Source organism: Streptomyces erythrochromogenes, from assembly GCF_040684695.1.
Taxonomy (GTDB): Bacteria; Actinomycetota; Actinomycetes; order Streptomycetales; family Streptomycetaceae; genus Streptomyces; species Streptomyces erythrochromogenes_C.
In genome coordinates, this window is the sequence record NZ_JBFBGM010000002.1 from 619,512 (window position 1) to 639,696 (window position 20,185).

At 72.6% G+C, this 20,185-nt stretch carries 14 protein-coding genes, 2 tRNA genes and 1 other RNA gene; 11 read left to right on the forward strand and 6 right to left on the reverse strand.

Annotated elements, in window-relative coordinates; all coding sequences use genetic code 11:
* Nucleotides 1-35: 35 nt before the first annotated feature.
* The 5 genes from AB0O53_RS06925 (at nucleotide 36) to AB0O53_RS06945 (ending at nucleotide 7,340) form a co-directional block, all read left to right on the forward strand.
* Nucleotides 36-1,466 (forward strand): serine hydrolase domain-containing protein, encoded by a 1,431-nt coding sequence (locus AB0O53_RS06925; protein WP_365193612.1) that lies wholly within the window; start codon nucleotides 36-38, stop codon nucleotides 1,464-1,466.
* Nucleotides 1,467-1,696: 230 nt separating this feature from the next.
* Entirely contained in the window at nucleotides 1,697-3,115 is a 1,419-nt protein-coding gene (locus AB0O53_RS06930; RefSeq protein WP_365193615.1) for a DUF6177 family protein, read from the forward strand.
* Between the two features lie 240 nt (nucleotides 3,116-3,355).
* Nucleotides 3,356-3,796, forward strand: coding sequence for a DUF6507 family protein (locus AB0O53_RS06935; RefSeq protein WP_351001030.1), 441 nt, complete (start codon nucleotides 3,356-3,358; stop codon nucleotides 3,794-3,796).
* Complete coding sequence (locus AB0O53_RS06940; protein ID WP_365193618.1) at nucleotides 3,793-6,375, forward strand: hypothetical protein; 2,583 nt, start codon at nucleotides 3,793-3,795, stop codon at nucleotides 6,373-6,375. Before AB0O53_RS06935 ends, AB0O53_RS06940 begins: the two co-directional genes overlap by 4 nt.
* A complete protein-coding gene (locus tag AB0O53_RS06945; protein ID WP_365193620.1) occupies nucleotides 6,372-7,340 on the forward strand; it encodes a hypothetical protein in 969 nt (322 codons plus the stop codon). The genes AB0O53_RS06940 and AB0O53_RS06945 overlap by 4 nt, the downstream gene beginning before the upstream one ends.
* Before the next feature lie 218 nt (nucleotides 7,341-7,558).
* Here the strand turns inward: AB0O53_RS06945 and AB0O53_RS06950 are convergent.
* Nucleotides 7,559-7,643: transfer RNA gene (locus AB0O53_RS06950), tRNA-Ser, on the reverse strand.
* Between the two features lie 129 nt (nucleotides 7,644-7,772).
* On the opposite strand from AB0O53_RS06950, the gene ffs reads away from it, so the two are divergent.
* The 6 genes from ffs (at nucleotide 7,773) to AB0O53_RS06980 (ending at nucleotide 16,367) form a co-directional block, all read left to right on the forward strand.
* Nucleotides 7,773-7,871: signal recognition particle sRNA small type (gene ffs, locus AB0O53_RS06955), an RNA gene on the forward strand.
* Between the two features lie 63 nt (nucleotides 7,872-7,934).
* On the forward strand, nucleotides 7,935-10,169 hold the full coding sequence (locus tag AB0O53_RS06960) for a DNA polymerase III subunit gamma and tau (protein ID WP_365193623.1): 2,235 nt from the start codon (nucleotides 7,935-7,937) through the stop codon (nucleotides 10,167-10,169).
* A gap of 60 nt (nucleotides 10,170-10,229) precedes the next feature.
* Nucleotides 10,230-11,483 (forward strand): phosphoribosylamine--glycine ligase, encoded by a 1,254-nt coding sequence (purD, locus tag AB0O53_RS06965; protein WP_351001040.1) that lies wholly within the window; start codon nucleotides 10,230-10,232, stop codon nucleotides 11,481-11,483.
* A gap of 286 nt (nucleotides 11,484-11,769) precedes the next feature.
* Nucleotides 11,770-13,614 carry a M48 family metalloprotease gene (locus AB0O53_RS06970; RefSeq protein WP_351001042.1) on the forward strand — a complete coding sequence of 615 codons (1,845 nt, stop codon included), beginning with the start codon at nucleotides 11,770-11,772 and terminating at the stop codon, nucleotides 13,612-13,614.
* 262 nt (nucleotides 13,615-13,876) lie between these two features.
* Complete coding sequence (locus tag AB0O53_RS06975) at nucleotides 13,877-15,364, forward strand: N,N-dimethylformamidase beta subunit family domain-containing protein (protein ID WP_351001045.1); 1,488 nt, start codon at nucleotides 13,877-13,879, stop codon at nucleotides 15,362-15,364.
* Nucleotides 15,365-15,461: 97 nt separating this feature from the next.
* A complete protein-coding gene (locus tag AB0O53_RS06980; protein ID WP_351001048.1) occupies nucleotides 15,462-16,367 on the forward strand; it encodes a phosphoribosylaminoimidazolesuccinocarboxamide synthase in 906 nt (301 codons plus the stop codon).
* A 46-nt stretch (nucleotides 16,368-16,413) separates the two neighbouring features.
* On the opposite strand, the gene AB0O53_RS06985 is transcribed toward AB0O53_RS06980, so the two are convergent.
* The 5 genes from AB0O53_RS06985 to AB0O53_RS07005 form a co-directional block, all read right to left on the reverse strand.
* A tRNA-Gly gene (locus AB0O53_RS06985) sits at nucleotides 16,414-16,486 on the reverse strand.
* A 22-nt stretch (nucleotides 16,487-16,508) separates the two neighbouring features.
* Complete coding sequence (locus AB0O53_RS06990; RefSeq protein WP_351001050.1) at nucleotides 16,509-17,120, reverse strand: response regulator; 612 nt, start codon at nucleotides 17,118-17,120, stop codon at nucleotides 16,509-16,511.
* Nucleotides 17,117-18,355 carry a sensor histidine kinase gene (locus AB0O53_RS06995; protein WP_351001053.1) on the reverse strand — a complete coding sequence of 413 codons (1,239 nt, stop codon included), beginning with the start codon at nucleotides 18,353-18,355 and terminating at the stop codon, nucleotides 17,117-17,119. Before AB0O53_RS06995 ends, AB0O53_RS06990 begins: the two co-directional genes overlap by 4 nt.
* A 21-nt stretch (nucleotides 18,356-18,376) precedes the next feature.
* Nucleotides 18,377-19,141, reverse strand: a complete 765-nt coding sequence (locus AB0O53_RS07000; RefSeq protein WP_351001056.1) for an ABC transporter permease — start codon at nucleotides 19,139-19,141, stop codon at nucleotides 18,377-18,379.
* Nucleotides 19,138-20,082 (reverse strand): ABC transporter ATP-binding protein, encoded by a 945-nt coding sequence (locus AB0O53_RS07005; protein WP_365193628.1) that lies wholly within the window; start codon nucleotides 20,080-20,082, stop codon nucleotides 19,138-19,140. The genes AB0O53_RS07000 and AB0O53_RS07005 overlap by 4 nt, the downstream gene beginning before the upstream one ends.
* Nucleotides 20,083-20,185 lie beyond the last annotated feature (103 nt).

Here is a 20,185-nt window from a genome sequence, read left to right on the forward strand (position 1 = left end):
TGCTCACCAAGAGGGCGACCGCCGGGAGAAACGTGATGAGCAGCAGGAACGACCAGATCTCGCAGGACGTGCAGATCTCGCAGGGCGCGCTGGCCGGGTTCGTCCGGGCGAAGGCCGCCGAGTTCGGGATCCCGGGCGCCGCCGTCGGCGTGTGGGTGGACGGCCGTGAGATCCACGTCTGCCACGGCGTGACCGACGCGGACGCCGACGAGCCGGTGGCGGTGGACCGGGACACCCTGTTCCAGCTGGGTTCGGTCACCAAGACGTACACGGCGACCGCGCTGATGCGGCTGGTGGCCGAGGGCCGCGTGGAGCTGGACGCGCCCGTGCGCCGCTACGTTCCCGAGCTCGTCCTCGCCGACGAGCGGGCCGCGGCGGAGATCACCGTGATGCAGCTGCTCAACCACACCGCCGGCCTGGACTGGAACGTGATCACCGACACCGGGGACGGCGACGACGCCCTGGCCGGATTCGTCGCCGCGATGGAGAAGCTCCCGCTGATCGCGCGGCCCGGCGCCCGGGCCTCGTACAGCCAGGCCGGGTTCAACCTGGCCGGGCGGATCATCGAGAAGGTCACCGGCCTGACCTACGAGCAGGCGGTCGCCGAGCTGGTCCTGCGGCCGCTCGGCCACTCGCGCACCGGCTTCGACGCCGGCGACCTGCCCGGCGGCCGGGCGGGGAACACCGCCGCGGGCCACAACCTCAACGAGGACGGCACCCTGTCCGTCTCCCGGGACTGGACGGTGGGCCGCGGCGACCGCCCGGGCGGCGGCTTGCTCTCCTCGGTGGCCGAGCAGCTGCGCTGGGCCCGCTTCCACCTCGCCGACGGCCGTACGGCGGGGAGCACGGACGTCCTGCCCGCCGAAGGGCTGCTGCGGATGCGCCGGCCGACCGTGGAGCTGCGGGGCAGCGCGCTCGGCGACGCGTTCGGCATCTGCTGGTTCCTGCGCGAGGTGGACGGCGTGGCGACGGCCGGGCACGGAGGCTCCACCAACGGCCAGTTCGCCGAGCTGCTGATCGTGCCGGAGCGCGACTTCGCGGTCGTGGTGCTCTCCAACTCCGCCCCGAACAGCATCCCCTTCAACCAGGCCGTGGTCCGCCGGGTGCTGGAGACCGGCCTGGGCGTGGTCGACCGGGACCCGGAGCCGCTGCCCTACGACCCGGCCGGTGCCCCGGAGATCGTCGGCCGCTACGACAACGACGCGATCACCCTCGTCATCGCCGCCGACGGGGAGGGCCTGACGCTGGAGGTCGGCATCAAGCCGGAGATCCGGGCGGCGTCCGACGGCGAGATGCCCGCGGACTACCCGCCGGAGTCCATCGGCCTGCTGCCGGGGCGCGGTGACGAGTACATCGTCACGAGCGGCGGCCTGCGGGGCCAGCGCGGCTTCTTCACCCGCGACGCCGCGGGCGCGGTCGTGGGGGTCGACCTGGCCGGCCGCCTCTTCGGCCGGGTGCCCTCCTGAGCGCAGGGGCGATGAGGCCCCGGACTGCCCCGGACGAAACACGCGGAGCCCGATGAACGTGCCGGAATCCGACAGATGTTCTATGTTGCGCATGGGTGGTGGCGGGGGTGACGGACGGCACGTACGAAACCGTGCCCGGGCACGACCGACGGGCGGAACCACCGCCTGAACCACATCGTGTACGAGGCCGAGTGCCGAAACCGCCAGACCTTTAAGGACCGTACGAGCCCATGACAACGGACGTCATAGCCCTCTCCCCGCGGATGCCGGACGCCTGGAGCGTGCTGGCCGGGCTCCTCTCCGGCGGCCCCGACAAGCTCGTGGACACCACCGGCGAGGGCGCCGTCGTGCAGCTCTGCGACGCCCAGGGCCGGCCACTGGTGGCGGTCGAGGCGCCGATGCTCATACAAGTCCCCGGCGAGGCCGCCAGGTTGTTCGCAGCCGTGGAGCCGCCGGTGCCGTTCTGGTGGACCGAGGCCCGCGCCACCACCGGCGTCGCGGAGGCGGAGCGGCTGGCGGGTACCTTCGCGGCACGGGTCGCCGCGCTGACCGGCGGCACGGCCTGGCCGCCGGAAGCCGCGATCTCCGTGGCCGTGGTCCCGTCCGAAGGTGTGGGCGTCGCTCCGGAGCCGGCCGCCGCACAACCCGCCGTGGACGTCCTGACCGACAAGGTCGCCGTGGTGATCACGGATCGGTCCGTCGTTGCGATGACGGCCTGGCTCTCGGATGCCTTCCGGGCTGCCGCAGCCTCGGAGCGCGGACTCCAGATCGTCAGCCCGGCGGGCAGCACTCTCACCCCGGCCGTACGCGACGCCCTGCCCGGCTCGCCCTCGCGCTGGGTCGTCCGGGACGCGCGGGACGGGTATTACGACGGCCGTACGGGCGCGGTGCTGCGCTGGCAGGAGGGCATGTTCGCGCCGGTCGTGCAGCCGGACGGGGTCGGGGGCGAACTGCACACGCCGGTGGCGGCCTCGTTCCAGGAGTTCCACGACACGGGCGAGCGCCAACTCGCCCTCTCGTTCAGGACGATCCGTCCCGCTGATGATCGGCTGGTGCTGGGTGGCGCCCTGGAGGCGGTCTGGCGCGAGCTCACCGGCGGAGCGCCGGCCGGGTGGTCCACTGCCGAGCCCGCCAATCTGCCCTGGTCTCCCGAAAGACTGACCGAGGTCGCGCACGCGCGGTCGCCCGAGCCGAGCTGGTTCGTAGTCGTCGGGTCCCCGTCGCGGCCGGGACTCGCCGGGGTTCGGGTGACCCGTACCAAGGCGGGTGTGGAGGAGGACGTCACGCTGGCGTTCGGCTACGGGGCCCACGAGGAACTGCCGTTGGACGTGCTGCCGCGGCTGGCGGAGACGCTCGCCACCCGTCACCACTTGTGCTCGATGCTCGTACAGCTCCGCAAAGCCCGTCGCGATCTGGCCGTCCCGGCCCGTTTCGAGGGCCCCGGTGTGCCCCTGGCCTTCGTCCTGGGAGCCGATGAGGTCCGGGCGATGCCGGACGACCGCGCACGGCGGACGCCGCTCGCGGTGCAGCCGGTCATGCTGGGGTCGAAGGCGCGCCCGGCGCTCTACTACCCCTTCCTGGGGGATCCTTCGGACCTCTCGGGATGGAGCGATTTCGAGCGACTGGTGCGCCACCTGAAGGGCGACTGACGGGCCTGCGGGTTTGTCAGGCTTGTGTCACAGCTCGTCGGTTGCTGGTTGCATTAGCTATTTGAATTGATAGAAACGATCATATCTACGATCGTTCGAGTGTCGGGGAGAGTGACGTCGTCGTAGGGGCACAGGGTCCGGCGGGCCTGGTCGGCCCCATGGCGAACGGCCGCCACGCCAGGGAACTGGGTCGGAAGCGTGCCTCGCAGGAGGTGCGTATGTCGGAGCTTCGGGGGAGCCATGACGTCGTGGGACATCAAGCCGCAAGGTGTGCAGAGCCAGCTCAAGCTCACCGGTGAGCGGGCAGGTGATCTGGAGCACGCACTGAACAAGCTGATGTCGGACATGGCGGAGGCCGCGTACGCCGCGGGTACGGCGGTCCCGGGTTCGGCGGCCAAGGTGCCGTCACCCGCCATGCAGGGGCCGGTGGCCACCGGACAGGTGCCCTTGTCGCACCGGGGCAGCACGGGGCCGGTGGGCGCTGCGCTCAGCCAGTACCTGGAGAAGCGGCAGACGGACCTCAAGTCCGTGGTGGAGCGCATCCAGGCCGCGATCCTGGGCGCGGGCAAGGCGACGAACGCGTACATCCAAGGTGACCTGGAAGCCGCCAAGCAGGCCCAGGACGCGGCGAGAAGCGTGCGCCTCGATCAGCTGAAGGACGCAGCGGGAGGCGCGAAGTGAGCAACGCACCGGTAGACGCCGCCAATGTGCCCGTGTTCACGGGTCAGCTTTCGGTGTTGGACGAGAAGGTGAAGGCACTGTCGGCGGACGGGGGTGCGCTTGCGAACGCGGGCTCGTCGGTCCACACGACGTTCGGCGGGATGTCGGCGTACTACCAGGCTCCCGAGGCCGAGCAGTTGTTCGCGGTGACGAAGCCGGTTGTGGACATCACGCTGTCGTTCAGCAGCGACATGTGCACCATCGCGGGGGCCCTCGGCACGTATGCGCAGGAGATCCGGCCCCTGGTGAAGAAGCTGGAGGAATTGAAGGCGGAGGCGGCGTCGTTCCAGTCCAAGGTCTCCCGCGACGAGGACTGGATCGAAGACGAGGATCTCATCGACGAGAACCTCGCCCGCCGGAACGAGATCGCAGAGGTGTGGGCGCAGTTCCAGACGGCGGAGCGGCATGCCCACGACAAGATTGTGGCCTTGGTGTGCGGCGCGCCGCTGAAGGTGAACGACGGCTCCAACGGTGAGGGCATGTACGGCTACGACGCCGAGGCCCTCAAGCAGTCGAAGTCCTTGCCGTGGGGTGACGCGGTGGAGGAGTCGGTTCCGGCGTGGCAGGTGTGGGAGCACCTCTATGACTTCGGCAAGGGCGTCTTCGTGGACGGCGTGTGGGGCACGATCAAGGGTCTTGGGACGCTGGTCGGGTTCGACGGCTGGGACGCGGCGGGACAGGCGTGGACCGGTCTGGGGAAGCTCGCGACGGGGGTGATCATCACCGCGACACCGGCCGCGGCGGTGTTCTGGCTCGCGGACGACAAGGACCTGCCGCCGTGGATCCGTGATTCGCGGACGGCCATGAAGGAGACCGGCAAGGCGCTCCTCGCGTGGGATCAGTGGGGTTCGAACCCTTCCCGCGCGGCGGGAGCGGTCACGTTCAACGTGGTGACGACGGTATTCACCGGTGGCACCGGTGGTGCGGCGGCGGGCGCGGGTAAGGCGGGCCTTGCGGCGAAGACGCTGTCGCTGGCGGGCAAGGCGGGTCGTGCGATCGATCCGATGACGTACGTGTTCAAGGGTGCCGGAGCCGGAGTCTCGAAGATCGGCGACGTGATGGCCGGTCTGAAGAACATGGGGAAGGTCGAAGTTCCCAAGATCGACGAAGGGGCGTTCAGTCTGCCCGACGGCGCCGTGGAACTGCCTGACGGAACGATTCGGCTCCCCAAGGGCACTCCGACACCGGAGGGGGCGCTCAAAGTCTCCGACGACACCATCAAGCTCCCCGAAGGCACTGCGTCCCTGCCCCCGGGCACGGTCAAGTGGCCCTTCGACGGCCCCGCCAAGTACGCCGACCCGGCCGGCAACCTCTACAAGGAGGACGGCAGTCTCTACCAGAAGGCCGGCGAAGCCAGGCCCGAGCCGTCCCCGAAGATCGACACTGGCGCGAACACCCCGAGGACGGAGGTCCCGGTCCGCCGTGAGACGCCGGTCCTGGCGGGAGTCGGCGGCCGCGTCGACGACGTCGTCCGTGTCGGCAGCGACATCTCCGACCCGGTCCGCGCGATGGACAACGGCGCCCACGGCCTCGACAACACCCCCACGGGCCGCGCGGGCGACCATGCCCCGGGCGGCCGCGCCCCCGACGGCATGCCGCGCAACAGCACCGACAGCCACTCCCCGGGGACGGGAGGCCACCAGGAGCCCCCGTCCACGGCGGGCCACACGGACGGTCCGGGCGGCGGCGGCCACGGCCACGGGGACGGTCCGGGCGGCGGCCACGAGTCTCCGTCGACAGGTGGCGGCAGCCACGAGCCCCCGCCTGCGGCCGGCAGCCACAGTGACACCCTTCCGGGCGACGGTCGGGGAAGCGGTGGGCTCACCGGCGCCGATGGACCGAACGGTCCTGCCGCCTGGGAGCGGTCCGCTGACGGAACGGGTCCGCTCCAGCGGGGCAGCGAACTGGAGCAGCAGGTTCGGGATCAGATACGCGCCGTCAAGGTCAAGCATCCGGACATCGAACCGGTCCTGAAGACCTTGTCGGAGTCCCCCTTCGGCAAGGAGATGGCCGACACCATCGCCTCGGGCCGTTTCACGGACGCCGACGGCTTCAAGACCGTGGTGTCCAACCTCGTCCGGCCCTCCGAGATCCCGGGCAGCCTGGAGGCCATGCGTCTGGGCAACCGACTGCATGACAGTGGTGTCACCGACGTCTCCTTCGAGGTGAAGCAGGGCGGCAACGAGATCAGGCCGGGTGTCTTCACAGGCGAAAAGACCGATCTCGATGTGATGGCCAGGGACGCGGACGGCAGGGTTCACGGCTGGCAGTTCAAGGACATGACGGGACCGGACTCGTCGCCCATCGCGGCGAAGTCCGTCCAGCGCATCTTCAAGAGCATTCATCAGCTCCTGGACTCGAACGCGGACGTGCAGACCTTCGTGATCGACTCAAAGATCCCGAGGGCCGAAATGGAGACACAGCTCGCTCGCCTTCAGGAGAAGTACGACACGAAGGGCGTGCAGTTCGTCATCCGCACGCCGGACGGAGTCATCTTCGTCCCTGTGGACGGTAAATTCATGCCGGAGGTGGCACCGTGATCGCCAGTACGCCAGTGGCCCGATGGACGTGGGGCGACTTCATCGAGGATGTGGACCCTCTGGTCCGGTGCCTCGGGGACCTGATGGCGGCCCGGTCCGTGCTGGCATCGCACCGGCTCGCGCTGGGCGAGCCGACCTTCCGTCTCGCCGTCTCCGAGGCCGGCACGCCGGCCGGCATGCTGTTCGAGAGCGACCTCACGGCTACCGGATCCGCTGAGGAGCTGGCAGGCGCGATCAGGGCCGCCATGCGCCCCGGTCGCATCGGATCGGTGGATGCCCGGTGCACCGTGGCCGCCTCGCTGTCCACCGGTGCGGAGGAGACCCGGACGGAAGGAGTGTTCGACCTCACCGTCTTCGTGGACCCCGGCTTCGCCACAGTGGATTTGATCACATACTCCGATGCCTGGATGCGGTACGACCTCCGAGGCCGTGACCAAGCTGCCGTCTACGAGGCGAACGCGCCTCGTTTGGAGTCCGTGCTCGCGGAGCTCACCGAGGTGCTGGGATCCGACATGGACCCCGAGGACCCCACCTACTTCGGCACGCCGACGCAGACGGGTGTGGTTCCCCATCTCGAACAAGACGGAACTCCGTCCGACTCCTGGTCCCGGTACGAGGTCTCCCGGCGGTACGACGTGTTTACGCACGCCCCCGGCTTCGGGCACATCGGATACCGACGTTCGGTGCCGGGCGAGGTCCGGTACGTGCCGGTGACCGACGACCGCGGTGTGCTCGGATATCTCTGGGCCTCCGAGACCGAGCCCGCGGCGAGCTTCGAGCCTCTCGATCTCGACGACGACGAGAGGTACCGGACCGCTCTCGCTTGGCTGGACCGCCTGCGCTCCGCCTTCGACCGGGGATTGTCGCCGTGCCAGGCCCTCGTGGAGCTGACGGGCCGATCGCTGAGTGACACCGAGGGGCCGGTGGGCCTGACGGAGCTGCGAGCACGGGCGGAAGGCGTCTGACCTTTCCGTCCCTGTCGCGTGAAGCCGGAAGCGGTTCGAGGGCCCTTCCTGCGGGCGACCGAGGAATCGACGAGGCACCCGACCGCTCAGCGGGCGGGTGCCTCGTTCGCCTTGGCGGGCACCCGCAGAACGCCGCCGGGACGGGGGCTGGGGCCACGGAACGACGAAGGGTCCGACCGCTGAGCGGTCGGACCCTTCGTTGCCCTTGCGGGCGAGTGCGGAGGATACGAGATTCGAACTCGTGAGGGGTTGCCCCCAACACGCTTTCCAAGCGTGCGCCCTAGGCCTCTAGGCGAATCCTCCGCGGCAAACAATACAAGACGTGGAGGGGTGCTCGCGAACGTGATCGTCCGGCGGGGATCCGGCGGGGGCGGCTCGCGGGTGCGGGCGGGGGCGGGGTCGATTCCGGGGGCCCGGATCCGCTAGGGTGGGGCCAGCCCCTCACGTGGCGCTATCTCACCCAACTCCCCCAGGGCCGGAAGGCAGCAAGGGTAAGTGGGCTCTGGCGGGTGCGTGGGGGGCGCTTTGCGTTCCGGGGGCCTTCGTGGCGCCGGCGGGCCGCTGTTGTCGGTGGGCCCGGATAACCTCGTAGACGTGTCGTCCCTTGCGCTGTACCGCCGCTACCGCCCCGAGTCGTTCGCCGAGGTCATCGGTCAGGAGCATGTCACTGCACCCCTGATGCAGGCCCTGCGGAACAACCGGGTCAATCACGCGTACCTGTTCAGCGGGCCGCGCGGGTGTGGAAAGACCACCAGCGCGCGCATCCTCGCCCGGTGCCTGAACTGTGAGCAGGGTCCCACTCCGACCCCCTGCGGGGAGTGCCAGTCCTGCCGCGACCTCGCCAGGAACGGGCCGGGCTCCATCGACGTCATCGAGATCGACGCCGCTTCGCACGGTGGTGTGGACGACGCCCGCGACCTGCGCGAGAAGGCCTTCTTCGGCCCCGCCTCCAGCCGCTACAAGATCTACATCATCGACGAGGCCCACATGGTCACCTCGGCGGGCTTCAACGCCCTGCTGAAGGTGGTCGAGGAGCCGCCGGAGCACCTCAAGTTCATCTTCGCCACCACCGAGCCGGAGAAGGTCATCGGGACCATCCGGTCCCGGACGCACCACTACCCCTTCCGCCTGGTCCCGCCGGGGACCCTGCGGGAGTACCTGGGCGAGGTCTGCGGACGCGAGGGCGCGCAGGTGGAGGACGGCGTACTGCCGCTCGTCGTGCGCGCCGGCGCCGGCTCCGTGCGTGACTCGATGTCCGTCATGGACCAGCTCCTCGCCGGCGCCGGCGAGGAGGGTGTGACGTATGCCATGGCCACCTCGCTGCTCGGGTACACCGAGGGCTCGCTCCTCGACTCCGTCGTCGACGCCTTCGCCTCCGGGGACGGCGCGGCCGCCTTCGAGGTCGTCGACCGGGTCGTCGAGGGCGGGAACGACCCGCGCCGGTTCGTCGCCGACCTGCTGGAGCGGCTGCGCGACCTGGTCATCCTCGCCGCCGTGCCCGACGCGGGGGAGAAGGGGCTGATCGACGCCCCCGCCGATGTCGTGGAGCGGATGCAGGCCCAGGCGTCCGTGTTCGGTGCCGCCGAGCTCTCTCGCGCGGCCGACCTGGTCAACGCCGGTCTCACCGAGATGCGGGGCGCGACCTCGCCGCGGCTGCAGCTGGAGCTGATCTGCGCCCGCGTGCTGCTCCCCGCCGCCTTCGACGACGAGCGGTCCTTCCAGGCCCGTCTGGACCGCCTGGAACGCAGCGGCGCCGCCGCCTTCGCCGCCGGGCCGCCCGCCATGGGCTACGTGCCCGGGCCCGAGGCGCACGCCATGGCTCCCGCCGGTCCGGGCGGGGGGCCCGCCGCCGCGCGGGCCGCCGCCGCGTTCACACAGGCCCCGGCCCAGGCCCCCGTGCAGGCTCCCGCGCCGGTCGCCGCGCCGCCCGTCGCCGCGCCCGTTCAGGCTCCCGCGCCCGTCCAGGCTCCCGCTCCCGCGCAGCCGGAAGCGGCGCCCGTCCAGGCCGCGCCCGCGCCCGGGGCGTGGCCCGGTGCCGCGCAGCCCGGCAGCGGTGCCCCGGCCGCCCGGCCCGCCGCCGCGGCTCCCGCGCCCGGTGCCTGGCCCAGCGCGGCCGCTCCCGGTCAGGGCGCGCCCGCACCCGCGCACGTTCCGGCCACGCCGGCGCCCGCCGCCCCCGCCGCGGCGGCCGCCGCACCCGCCACCTCCCCCGGCATGGCCGCCGGAGCCGGACAGGTCCAGGCGATGTGGCCGGGCGTCCTCGACGCCGTCAAGAACCGCCGTCGTTTCACCTGGATCCTGCTCAGCCAGAACGCCCAGGTCACCGGCTTCGACGGGACCACCCTCCAGCTGGGCTTCCCCAATGCCGGAGCCCGCGACAACTTCGCCAGCAGCGGCAGCGAGGACGTGCTCAAGGCGGTCCTGGCCGAGCAGTTCCAGGTCAACTGGAAGATCGAAGCCGTCGTGGGCGGCGGTGGCCCGGCCCCGGTGTCCGCGCCCGGCGCGTCCTACGGCGGCCCGTCGTACGGCGGCGCGCCGTCCGCGCCCGCCCCGGCCTACAGCCCGCCGCCCCCGCAGCAGCAGGCCCCCGCCCCGCAGGCCCCGCCCTCGCCGCAGCAGCCCTCCCACCAGCCACAGCAGCCGCAGCAGCCCCAGCAGTCGGTCTCCGCGCCGCAGCCCCCCGTACAGCAGGCGCCCCCGCCGGTCGCTCCCGAGGACGACTTCGCGGAGGACGACGACCCCGACCTCGTCGAGAGCGCGCTGACCGGACACGACCTGATCGTGCGCGAGCTGGGAGCCACCGTTGTGGAGGAATACACAAACGAGTAGGCCGTCCCGGTTGGGTGGCCGCACGAAGGAGCCGCCGCCGTCCCGGCTAGGCTGAGCAGCGTGAAGGTCCTCGTCATCGGCGGCGGCGCCCGCGAACACGCCCTGTGCCGCTCTCTGTCCCTCGACCCCGACGTCTCCGCGCTGTACTGCGCTCCCGGCAACGCCGGCATCGCCGAGGTGGCCGAGCTCCGCCCGGTCGACGCCCTCGACGGCGAAGCCGTCGCCGCTCTCGCGACCGAACTCGGCGCCGACCTGGTCGTCGTCGGCCCGGAGGCCCCGCTGGTCGCCGGGGTCGGCGACGCCGTGCGCGCGGCCGGCATCCCCGTCTTCGGCCCGTCCGCCGAGGCGGCGCAGCTCGAAGGCTCCAAGGCCTTCGCCAAGGACGTGATGGCGGCGGCCGGGGTCCCGACCGCGCGCAGCTACGTCTGCACCACCCCGGAGGAGGTGGACGCGGCCCTCGACGCCTTCGGCGCCCCCTACGTCGTCAAGGACGACGGTCTGGCGGCCGGCAAGGGCGTCGTGGTCACCGAGGACCGGGAAGCTGCCCGCGCGCACGCGCTCGCCTGCGACCGCGTGGTCATCGAGGAGTACCTCGACGGCCCCGAGGTCTCCCTCTTCGCCATCACCGACGGCGTCACCGTGGTCCCGCTGCAGCCCGCGCAGGACTTCAAGCGCGCGCTGGACGGCGACCAGGGCCCCAACACCGGCGGCATGGGCGCGTACTCCCCGCTGCCCTGGGCCGACCCGAAGCTGGTCGACGAGGTCATGGAGCTCGTGCTCCAGCCGACCGTCGACGAACTGCGCCGCCGCGGCACCCCCTTCTCGGGGCTGCTCTACGCGGGCCTCGCGATCACCGGTCGCGGCACCCGGGTCATCGAGTTCAACGCCCGGTTCGGCGACCCCGAGACCCAGGTGGTCCTGGCCCGGCTGCGCACCCCGCTCGCGGGCGTGCTGCTGAACGCCGCCAAGGGCACGCTGGCCGACGAGGCGCCGCTGGTGTGGCGCGAGGACGCCGCCGTCACGGTCGTCATCGCCTCCCACAACTACCCCGACACCCCCCGCACCGGGGACCCGATCGAGGGCCTGGCCGAGGTGGCCGCCGAGGACGCCCCCGACGCCTACGTGCTGCACGCCGGGACCCGGCGCGAGGGCGACGCCGTCGTCAGCGCGGGTGGTCGCGTGCTGTCGGTGACGGCGACCGGTTCCGATCTGGCGCAGGCGCGCGAGAAGGCGTATACGGCGGTCGCGCGGATCCGGCTGGACGGCTCGCAGCACCGTACGGACATCGCCGCCAAGGCGGCCGGGCTCGGCTGACCAGCCGCTCCACGGACCCGCGGGCCCGGTGCGCACATCCTGCGCCCGGGCCCGCGGGCGTGTCCGCGTGCGACTGCATCCGGCCTCGTTCGAACGCACCCAGCTTTACCCAAAGCCATTCCATCGGGTGATCGTCACCTCGTCTGCCTGACGGCCGGGCGTGCCCCAACTAGGGTGCGGCGCAAGCATTCCGGCACTTGGCCCACCGACCTTGCGATGTCGGTGGCGGGTGTCACAGTGGGGGAGTGAGCAACGCAGCCGCAGGGCAGAGGGGGTGAGACCGGCCGTGTCCGGAATCGGTTCGATCATGGAGGCGGGCGTTCCGTCCGCGCGGTCCCGCGCCCTGGCCGTGCTGCGCGTGCGCAGCCGGGCCCTGGCCCTCGTGCTGCTGCCCGCCGCCCTCGCGGTGGTGCTGGTGGCCGCCCGGGCGACGGGCCGGCTGGCCGGCGAGCCCTGGGCCGCCGTGACGCTCGTGGTGTGCACGGTCGCGGCGCTGGTGCTGCTCCTCGGCGGGATCTTCGCCGCGGTGGTGCTGCGGGCGAGCCCGGCGGTCACGCCGACGGTGCCGCTGTCCGAGGCCGCCGCTCCCGATCTCTACCGGCTGGTGCGCGACCTGGCCGACCGGATGGACGTGCCGCCGCCCTCCGCGATAGCCCTGACGCCGGACTGCGACAGCTGGCTGGAGGACCGCACGCATGCGGCCCACCGCCGGGCCGGCATAGCCGGCGGCCCGGCGTCCGCGCCCGGTGCCGCTCCCGTGCTGGTGATCGGTTCGCCGTTCCTGTGGTGGATGCGGGTCGCGGAGCTGCGGGCGGTCCTGGCGCCGGTCGTCGCCGGTACGGGTCCTTCCGCCCACCCGGACATAGCCGACGCCCGGGGCTTCGTACGGGGCCTGGACGCCGCCGTGGACGTGGGCGGCCGTCGCGGCCTCGGCTGGATCGCAGCGCCGGCCCGGCTCCTGCTGAGGCTGTGCCGGACGGACGCGGCCGAGATGGAGCGCGGGGTGGCCGCCGCCGCCTCGGACCGCGCACAGGACGTGGACTACGGGCTGCGCATCGTCGCCCAGGAGCAGGTCGGCCTCGCCTACGCGGGCTGGGACCGGCTGCTGACCAGGGTGGCCCTGCCCGCCTGGCGGATGGGCCGTTGGCCCGCGCACCTGGACGCCGGGGTGGTCTCGGCGCTGACCGAGCTGTCGCGGCGGGACCGGCTGGCCGAGGGCTTCACCTCGCGCCTCGGCGAGCGGCCCGCCTGTGACCTGCTGGAGCAGCCCGGAGTGATCGACGAGGCGACCTCGCTGCTGGCCGCGCGGCTCTTCCACGGCGGTCCGGCCGAATCCGGGCCGGACTGGTCCCCGGTGGAGTGGGCCGCGTATCCGGAGGAGGTCGTCGACCGGAAGTGGCGTGCCGAGGCCGCCCGCCTGCACACGGCGCTGGACGCGCTCGCGGACCCGGTGGGACTGCCCGCCGGACCGGCCGGGACGACCGGGACGGCCGGACCCGCCGCTTCCGTCGCCTCCGTGAGCCCGGCCGGCGCCGGTTCGGCCGCCCCCGCCGCCTCCGTGGCTCCGGCCGCCTCCGTGGCTCCCGCCGCCGCGGCCGGTGCCTCCGGTTCGCCCGCCGCGGCCGGCTCCTCCGCCACGGCGGGGTCCGCGACGATCGAGGCCGCCGCCGCGGCTCCCGCGGCCGTGGACGGCTTCGCCGGACCCACGCTGGAGCGGGTGCTGGGCTGCCTGACGGGCGCCTCCGGCGAGGGAGGGCTCGGCGAGGCCCTGGCCGGCCGGCTCAGCGCCGACCTGGCCCGCGAGGAGCGGGCCGCGGGCACCGCCGGCGGGGCCGGGAAGGCGCGCGGCGCGGACGCGGTGCCGCTGTTCCCCCTCCAGCCGCCGCGCAGCGGCCGGGACCTGTTGGCCGACCACGTGATGGCGATGGTGTGCTGCGCGGCCGTGGACTCGGCCGGTGCCGCACCCGGGATGGACTGGCTCGACGGGCCGGTCCTGCTGGTCGGCGGCGACCGCCGGGCCGATCTGGCCCCCCGCGTGCTCTGCCTGGTCGAGGACGGCGATCCGGAGCCCCTGCGGGACTGGCTGTCGGCCCTCGGTGTCCGCACGGAGAAGCCCGTCCGCCTCGTCTGAGACCCCGCCCCCGTCCGGAGCCCCGGACACCCTCCGACCTGGCCCGGAGGGGCGGGGGATCGCACACACAAGCGGATGTCAATGTTCCGGTCTCGTCAATTCGCGACGAACGGTGACGGACTGCGTGCGTTATGTGATGTGCTGGGACCGGTCGCGGCTGGATGCTCCCGGAGCGGAAGATCCGAGAAGCCGCGCCGGCGCACGGGGCGCCGTTCACCGAGGCGATGCACGCCGGCCGGGGGAGCGAGGGAGGGGAGCGGTCATGGGTACGGACCAGATCCGGCGTTGGGAGTCGGGTGCGCTCGCGCACGCGGTGAACGACCCCTTCGGGCAGGGCCCCCTGCCCTGGTTCCGCGGCAGCGAGCTCTACTTCGACGACACCGGCCACGTCGTCCCCTGGTACGTGGACCCGGCGGCCGCGGCCGCCGGAACCGGCCAGATCCCCCGAGCCCGCGGCAACGGCGGCCCCCGCACGGCCGACGACGTGCACCGCCAGATCAAGGGCTTCGCCTCCACCGGCGCCGTGGCCCCGGGCGAGGCCATCGACTTCCACGTCACCGTCGACCCGCCCCAGCAGTTCTCCGTCGACGTCTACCGGATCGGCCACTACGGAGGCGACGGCGCCTCGAAGATCACCACCAGCCCCCGCCTCTCCGGCATCGTCCAGCCCGCCCCCCTCGCCGCCGACCGCACCGTCTCCTGCCACCACTGGTGGCTCTCCTGGCGCCTCCAGGTCCCGTCCTACTGGAGCGTCGGCGCGTACGTGGCCGTCCTGACCACCGCCGACGGCTACCGGTCCCACATCCCCTTCACGGTCCGCGACGACCACCCCGCCGACCTGCTGCTCCTGCTCCCCGACATCACCTGGCAGGCCTACAACCTCTACCCGGAGGACGGCCGGACCGGCGCCAGCCTCTACCACGCCTGGGACGAGGCGGGCCGGCTCCTCGGCGAGCAGGACGCGGCCGTCACCGTCTCCTTCGACCGGCCCTACGCGGGCGCCGGCCTGCCCCTGCACGTCGGCCACGCCTACGACTTCATCCGCTGGGCCGAGCGCTACGGCTATGACATCGCCTACGCCGACACCCGCGACCTGCACGCCGGCCGCGTGGACCCCACCCGCTACCGCGGCCTGGTCTTCCCCGGCCACGACGAGTACTGGTCGGCGCCGATGCGCCGCACCGTCGAGCGGGCCCGCAACCACGGGACCTCGCTCGTCTTCCTCTCGGCGAACACCATGTACTGGCAGGTCGAGCTCGGCCCCTCGCCCTCCGGGGTCGCCGACCGGCTCCTCACCTGCCGAAAACGCCGCGGACCGGGCCGCTCCAGCCTCTGGCGCGAGGTCGACCGCCCGGAGCAGCAGCTGCTCGGCATCCAGTACGCGGGCCGGGTCCCCGACCCCGCGCCGATGATCGTGCGCAACGCCACGCACTGGCTGTGGGACTCCACCGGCGCCGGCGAGAACGACGAACTGCCCGGCCTGGTCGCGGGCGAGGCCGACCGGTACTTCCCGCGCACCCAGCTCCCCGAGCACGAGGACCGGATCCTGCTCGCGCACTCCCCGTACCTCGACAGCGAGGGCCAGCGCCGCCACCAGGAGACCTCCCTCTACCGGGCGCCCAGCGGGGCGCTGGTCTTCGCCTCCGGCACGTTCGCCTGGTCCCCGGCCCTCGACCGCCCCGGTCACGTCGACGAGCGCGTGCAGCGGGCCACGGCCAATCTCCTCGACCGGATCTGCAAGCACGACTGACACGGCGGCGGGCGGCCCGGCGCACCCCTGTCCCCGGAAGGGGACCCGGGTGCGCGAGAATCGGGGTGCGCGTCATACAGAACCACAGGGAGACCCCGTGTCCGGATTCGTAGAAAAGCCCGAGCCGGTTCAGGTTCCGGGCCTCGTCCACCTCCACACCGGAAAGGTGCGCGACCTCTACCAGGACGAGGACGGCCGCCTCGTCATGGTCGCCAGCGACCGCATGTCCGCCTTCGACTGGGTGCTGCCCACCGAGATCCCGGACAAGGGCCGCGTCCTGACCCAGCTCTCCCTGTGGTGGTTCGACCAGCTCGCGGACCTCGTCCCGAACCACGTCGTCTCCACGGATCTGCCCGCCGGCGCCCCCGCCGACTGGGCCGGGCGGACGCTGATCTGCAAGAACCTCGACATGGTCCCCGTCGAGTGCGTGGCCCGCGGCTACCTCACCGGATCGGGCCTGGCCGAGTACAAGCAGACCCGCACGGTCTGCGGCCTGGGCCTGCCCGAGGGCCTCGTGGACGGCTCCGAGCTGCCCGGCCCGATCTTCACCCCGGCCGCCAAGGCCGAGGTCGGCGAGCACGACGAGAACGTCACCTACGAGGAGGTCGCGCGCACCACCGGCGCCGAGACGGCCGCCCTGCTGCGCCAGACCACGCTCGCCGTGTACAGCCGCGCCCGGGACATCGCCCGCGAGCGCGGGATCATCCTGGCCGACACCAAGTTCGAGTTCGGCTTCGACCGGGAGGACCGCACCCTGGTCGCCGCGGACGAGGTGCTGACCCCGGACTCCTCCCGCTTCTGGCCGGCCGACCAGTGGCAGCCGGGCCGTTCGCAGCCCTCCTTCGACAAGCAGTACGTCCGCGACTGGCTGGCCTCCGCGGCCTCCGGCTGGGACCCGAAGGGCGAACTGCCGCCGCCGGCCCTCCCGACGCAGGTCGTCGCGCAGACCCGCGCGAAGTACATCGAGGCGTACGAGCGCCTGACCGGCCTGGACTGGGTGTAGGAAACGAAGAAGCCCCGGTCCGAGGACCGGGGCTTCTTCCTTACAGAGCGGACAACGCGACTCGAACGCGCGACATCCACCTTGGCAAGGTGGTGCTCTACCAACTGAGCTATGTCCGCAAGCGCCGTAAGGCGAGACCTACTATACCCAACCCCGCTCCCTCGCGAGACGCACTGCCGTGTGCCGGTTCTCGGCACCCAGCTTCGTGGCCGCCGAGGACAGGTAGTTGCGGACGGTCCCCTGCGAGAGCGAGGCCCGCTCCGCGATCTCCGCGATCGGGGCCCCGTCCGCCGCCAGCTCCAGTACCTCGGCCTCCCGGGCGGTCAGCGGGGAGTCCCCGGCGCTGATCGCGTCGGCCGCCAACTCCGGGTCCACATAACGGCCTCCGGCGTGCACGGTGCGGATCAGCTCGGCCAGCCGCTGCGCCGAGACCGTCTTCGGGGCGAAGGCCCGCACCCCCGCCGCCAGGGCCCGCTTCAGGTGTCCGGGGCGCCCGTGACTGGTCACGATCATCGTCCTGCAGTCGGGGAGTTCGGCCCGCAGGGATGTGGCGACACTCACACCGTCCGCCCCGGGCATCTGCAGGTCCAGTACCGCCACGTCCGGCCGGTGCGCCCGCGCCATCGCCAGTGCCTCGGGGCCGGACGCCGCCTCCGCGACGACCAGCAGGTCGTCCTCCAGCGCCAGGAGCGCGGCCAGCGCCCCGCGGATCAAGTGCTCGTCGTCGGCGAGCAGTACGCGTACGGGGCTCACGCCCGCACCTCCAGTCCTTCGGGCCGTGGGCCCGGTATCTCCGCGCGCAGCCGGAACCGGCCGTCGCCGACCAGCCCCGCCTCCAGCGTCCCTTCCAGTACGGCGAGCCGTTCCCGCAGCCCGGCCAGTCCCGAGCCGGGCGGCCCGGCAGGGGCCTCCGGCGCGCCGTCGTTCTCCACCACCAGCGTCACGGGTCCGCTGCGCGGAGCCGTCAGCCGGATCCGGCAGCGCTGTGCGTCCCCGTGCCGCAGCACGTTCGTCGTCGCCTCGCGGACCACCCAGCCCAGCGCCGACTGCACCTCGGAGGGCAGTTCGCGGTCCGGCCGGAAATCGACCCGGCAGTCCATTCCGGCCGCGTTCAGCACCCCGCGCGCACCTTCCAGCTCCACCGCGAGGTCCGCCTCCCGGTAGCCGCGCACCACGTCCCGCACCTCCCGCTGGGACTCCCGGGCGATCCGCTGGACCTCGATCATCTGGTCCACCGCCTCGGGGCGTTCGCGCCGGGCCAGCTGGACGGCCAGCTCGCTCTTGAGGGCGATCACGGCCAGGTTGCGGCCCATCACGTCGTGCAGGTCGCGGCCGAAGCGCAGCCGCTCCTCGGCCACCGCCAGCCGTGCCTGGACCTCGCGGGAGCGGTCCAGCTCGTAGACGGTCCTCAGAAGCCAGCCCGAGAACCCGCAGGTGGCTCCGAAGAACAGGCCTCCCAGCAGCACGCCGACGGCGTACCCGAGCGCCTTGCCCACCGGCATCCCCAGGCCCAGGGCCGCAAGCCCCGTGGCGACGGCCGCGGACGCCGCGACGTACCACATCCGCCGGACCGACTTCAGGCACAGGACGAGCGATCCGGAGGTGAACCAGGCCAGCCCCGCCACCATGGTCGGTGCCACGGTCGCCTCGGACCCCTCGGTGGTCCGCAGGACGAGGACGCCCAGGATGCAGCCGGCCGTCACCAGGGCGGTGGCCACCGCCAGCCGGGTGGGCCGTTCGCGCCGGCCCACCACCCAGTGCAGCGCCCGGGAGGTGAGCACCCCGCACAGGACCGCGTGCGCGCACATCATCAGGAAGAGCGAGAGGGGCACCACGAAGGAGGTCCGGTCGGCGGCCGCGGCGGCCAGCGGGGTCAGCCCGAAGGAGAGGATCTCCAGGAACACGAAGAGGTGGAACGACCCCCTGGTGTACAGCTCGACCTTCCCCGCGGTACTGCGGTTCTTCCACCACCCGGTCAGCTTCGACACGGTCCCGTCCCCCGACTCGTCCTAGCGCCGCGGTTCCCAGCGGAACCACCGCTGGACAGCAAACACGCTGATCACGATCCAGGCCAGCACGTTCAGCCCGGCGCCCAGCAGGTCCCCGCTCTCCGCGCCGCCGCTCCAGCCGGCTCGTACGAGGGTCATCACGCCGCTCAGCGGCAGCAGTTCGCACAGCGAGGCCGCGAGGTCCGGCAGCGAGTCCGTCGGCGCGAACAGCCCGGAGCCGAGCACGGTCGCCAGGAACAGGGGCAGCGTGGTGAGGCCCGCGGTCTCCACGGTGCGGGTGAAGGAGCTGGTCACCGCGGAGAGTGCGGCGAGCAGCAGGATTCCGGCGAGGACGGCCGCCACGAGCAGCAGCGGGTTCTGCGGCATGCGCGCGTCCAGGGCGACCGCCCCGGCGACCGCGAGGACGACGACCTGGCCGAGGGCCAGGCAGGCGGCGGGCAGCGCGGTCCCGGCCAGGATCTCCAGGTCCCGGGCCTCGCCGGTGCGCAGCCGCTTGAGGACGAGCTCCTCGCGCCGGGCTACGTAGGCGGAGACCAGGTTCATGTAGACGACGAGGAGCAGCACCATGCCGATCCCGCCGGTCAGGGTGGCCTCCCCGACGGCCCGGGCGCCTTCGACGCCGCTGAGGGAGGAGCGCAGGACGAACACCATCAGCAGGGGCATCAGGAGGGCCACGCCGAGGGTGGCCCGGTTGCGCACCAGCAGGGTGAGCTCGAAGCGGCCGAGCGCGGTGATCCGGCCGGGGTGGAGGCTGAGCGTGTTCATCGGGTCCCCGCCATCGTGTCGTCGGTGCGGTCGCCGGCGTTCCGGCGGTTCTGGGCGATCTCCAGGAAGGCCTCCTCCAGGGAGGCGGACCGGGCGTCGAGCCCGGCGAGCTCCACGCCGTTCTCCCGGGCCCAGCCGAGCAGTTCGGTCAGGTCCTCCTGGAGCCGTTCGGTACGGATCTCCACGCGCTGTCCGAAGGCGGCGGCCCGCAGTGCCAGCGGGAGCCGGGCCGCGGGCACCCCGGCCGGGAGGGTGAAGCGGATCCGGGCCGGCCGGGTGGCGGTCACCTCGGCCGGGGTGCCGGACAGCACCAGTTCGCCCTCGTGGAGGATCGCGAGCCGGTCCGCGAGTTCCTCGGCCTCTTCCAGGTAGTGGGTGGTCAGCAGCACCGTGGTGCCCTGCTCCCGCAGTTCGCGCACCAGGGCCCAGGTGTCCCGGCGCCCCTCGGGGTCCATGCCGGTGGTGGGCTCGTCCAGGAAGAGCACCTCGGGCCGGCCGAGCAGGGCCAGCGCGAGGTCCAGGCGCCGCCGTTCGCCGCCGGACAGCTGCTTCACCCGTACGGAGGACCGTGCGGCCAGGCCGACCAGTTCCAGCACCTCGGCCGCCGGGCGGGCGCCGGTGGTGACGCCGCCCCACATCCGCACGGTCTCGGTGACCGACAGGTCCGAGGGGAAGCCGCCCTCCTGGAGCATGACACCGGTGCGCGGCCGGACCTCGGCCCGCCGGGTGAGGGGGTCGAGGCCGAAGACGCGGACCTGCCCGCCGCTCGGCGCGGCCAGTCCTTCCAGCAGCTCGACGGTGGAGGTCTTGCCCGCGCCGTTCGTGCCCAGCAGGGCGAAGATCTCGCCCCGCGCCACGGAGAACGAGACGCCCCGTACGGCCTCGAACCCTCCGGTGTAGCCGCGGCGCAGGTCCCGGGCTTCGATCACGGTGTCAGTCATGACCCAAGCGTCTCGGCGGCCGGAGACGGTCGGCAGTGCGCGCTGTCATGACCGGGGATGACATTTGTCAGGGGACCCCGTGTCCGGGGGCGGGGGAAATACG

What these genes read in the sequence shown, in the direction of transcription:
- AB0O53_RS06925 (WP_365193612.1), top strand. Translation starts at nt 36, where the DNA reads ATGAGCAGCAGGAACGACCAGATCTCGCAGGACGTGCAGATCTCGCAG.
- AB0O53_RS06930 (WP_365193615.1), top strand. Translation starts at nt 1,697, where the DNA reads ATGACAACGGACGTCATAGCCCTCTCCCCGCGGATGCCGGACGCCTGG.
- AB0O53_RS06935 (WP_351001030.1), top strand. Translation starts at nt 3,356, where the DNA reads ATGACGTCGTGGGACATCAAGCCGCAAGGTGTGCAGAGCCAGCTCAAG.
- AB0O53_RS06975 (WP_351001045.1), top strand. Translation starts at nt 13,877, where the DNA reads ATGGGTACGGACCAGATCCGGCGTTGGGAGTCGGGTGCGCTCGCGCAC.
- AB0O53_RS07000 (WP_351001056.1), bottom strand. Translation starts at nt 19,141, where the DNA reads ATGAACACGCTCAGCCTCCACCCCGGCCGGATCACCGCGCTCGGCCGC.
- AB0O53_RS07005 (WP_365193628.1), bottom strand. Translation starts at nt 20,082, where the DNA reads ATGACTGACACCGTGATCGAAGCCCGGGACCTGCGCCGCGGCTACACC.